This window comes from Alcanivorax sp., from assembly GCF_051117345.1.
Lineage (GTDB): Bacteria > Pseudomonadota > Gammaproteobacteria > Pseudomonadales > Alcanivoracaceae > Alcanivorax.
In genome coordinates, this window is sequence record NZ_JBNPEC010000242.1 from 1 (window position 1) to 2,307 (window position 2,307).

Sequence of the window (2,307 nt, forward strand, 5' to 3'; positions counted from 1 at the left end):
GCCGAAACGGGCGACGGACAGTCAGTTCATGTTCCTGGTTCTCGACACTTCGTCAGGGACGCTGGTACCGGTGACGGTGCTGATGTTTCGTGCTCAGCAAGGCGCCAGCGACCCTGCCGCCATCTACCTGCCTTTGCTGATGGCCACCACGGTATCCACCCTGGTGGGTATTCTGGTCACCGCCAGGGTCCAGCGTATATCGCTGCGCGATCCGTTATTGTTGGTGGTGGCAGGTATCTGGCTGGCCATGCTGGCCGTATTGGGGACGATTGTCTGGCTGGCGCCCACGGAGCTCGCCAACACGCTCTCGAGCCTGCTCGGCAATGGTATTCTGTTACTGGTGCTGAGCGCCTTTTTCATTGCCGCTTGGCGTGGTGGTGTGGATAGCTATGACACCTTTGTGGAGGGGGCCAAGGAAGGTTTTACCCTGGCTGTCAGGCTGATTCCCTACCTGGTGGCCATGCTGGCGGCCATTGCCATGTTGCGAGCGGGCGGGGTGCTGGACCTGTTCTTGGACGGCATTCGCTTCGGGGCCGCCGCCATTGGCTGGGATACCCGTTTTGTGGATGCTTTACCAGTGGCGTTCCTCAAACCGCTGAGCGGCTCTGGAGCCCGGGCGGCCATGGTGGATGTGATGCAGACCCAGGGTGTGGATTCCCTGGCCGCCCGGATGGCGGCAGTGATGCAAGGCTCCACCGAGACCACCTTTTATGTTCTGGCGGTGTACTTCGGCAGTGTGGGAATTCGCGATTTCCGCTATGCACTGTGGTGTGGTCTGGCAGCGGATGCGGCGGGGCTGATCGCAGCCATTCTGCTCAGTTACGCGTTCTGGGGCTGATGCCTGTGAAGATTCTGCGAAACGTCAAGTTGAGACGCTCACCCTGAACCCGTTGTCGGCGCGGTAGCGCATGCTGGAATTGCTGCTGCACCTGCGGACTCATCAGCAGCAGACTGTTATCGGGTAGGGCCAGCGAGAAACACTGGCGACCTCCACCACGGGGACGAAACACGAAATCCCTTTCTGTCCCCAGGCTGTAGGACGCAATCCACGGCTCCGCGCCAAGCTCGGGTTCGTCGTCACTGTGATAGCCCATGCAATCCCTGCCGTTACGATAGCGATTGGCCAGTACCGAGTTAAACGGGTGCCCGCACAGTTTACTCACCGCATCGCGCACGGACTTCAACACGTCCGGCCAGCCATCCGCCACATGCTGATGACCGGAGTAGCGATAGGGAATGCCCGCATCGCCATGCCAGGCAGTGAGTCGTGGTACGGTATGATAACGACTAAATACCTGAATCTGTGGCTGCTGCCAATCCAGCGCCGCATTCAGATCTGCTTGCAATGAACGGTGCTGCGCAGCGGGCAGGGCATCGCGCCAAAGCCATAAGCTGGCCTCGCCGGCCAGGGTGATCGCTTCCGGCATTTTCTTGCCGGCTTCAGAGCCGGAATCGTTGACAGTCATAAGCGTCGTGCTATATCAAATTGCTGCCGGTATCTTGCCGGCGATGGTGATCAGGGAAACATCATGCTGCATATCTTCCGCATCGAAAACGGTGTTCTGCGTGAAAAGGACACGGAAACCATCCTGCCCACTCTGGCTGATGATGCCAGCTGGATCGATCTGGTGGACTCGGAGGAAAACGAACGCGAGCTGGTGCAGCAATTCCTGGAAGCGGAACTGCCAGCCTCCGACGACATGGAAGAAATCGAGGCCTCAGCCCGTTTCTTCAGCGATGAGCAGGGCCTGCATGTTCATTCCCTGTTCCTGTTCCAGTCCGAGGGGCGGGCCCGCACCTCAACGGTGGCCTTTGTGGTACAGGAGGGCCGTCTGTTGTCTTTCCGCGATTCCCGCCTACCGGATTTCCGCTTGCTGCGTCTGCGAGTCCGTCGTGGCTGGGTTAAAGCTAAGCAGCCGATCGATATCCTGCTGAGCATTCTTGAGCAAAAGGTGGAGAACCTAGCTGATGCCCTCGAGGATGTGCACCGTGACCTGGAACAAGTGGGTTACAGCGTGCTGGAGGAGGAAAACGGGGAACTGGAAGACGATATCGAAAAACTGGCCCGCCTGGAGGATACCAACGGTAAGATTCGCCTCTGCCTGATGGATACCCAACGTTCCATTTCCTTCATTCAGCGCTATGTCCGCACCGACAAGGTTCGCCGTCGCACCTGTGCCGCGGTGCAGCATGATCTGGATACATTGATGTCACACCCCACCTTCCTGTTCGACAAGATCAACTTCCTGATGGATGCCGCGCAGGGTTTTATCAATATTCAGCAGAACCAGATCATCAAGATCTTTT

Annotated in this window: 3 protein-coding genes; 2 read left to right on the forward strand and 1 reads right to left on the reverse strand. The window is 58.1% G+C overall.

The window, feature by feature from the left end:
- Positions 1-838 (forward strand): spore maturation protein (locus ACFE0K_RS15280; protein WP_434536882.1); only part of this gene is annotated, 838 nt, incomplete at its 5' end.
- On the opposite strand, the gene ACFE0K_RS15285 is transcribed toward ACFE0K_RS15280, so the two are convergent.
- Positions 816-1,466, reverse strand: coding sequence for an alpha-ketoglutarate-dependent dioxygenase AlkB family protein (locus tag ACFE0K_RS15285; RefSeq protein WP_434536883.1), 651 nt, complete (start codon positions 1,464-1,466; stop codon positions 816-818). The genes ACFE0K_RS15280 and ACFE0K_RS15285 overlap by 23 nt on opposite strands.
- A gap of 63 nt (positions 1,467-1,529) precedes the next feature.
- Here ACFE0K_RS15285 and ACFE0K_RS15290 point away from each other — a divergent pair.
- On the forward strand, positions 1,530-2,307 hold a 778-nt coding region (locus ACFE0K_RS15290), incomplete at its 3' end, for a CorA family divalent cation transporter (protein WP_434536884.1).

Coding starts and splice junctions, on each gene's coding strand:
- ACFE0K_RS15285 (WP_434536883.1), bottom strand. CDS start 1,466: ATGACTGTCAACGATTCCGGCTCTGAAGCCGGCAAGAAAATGCCGGAA.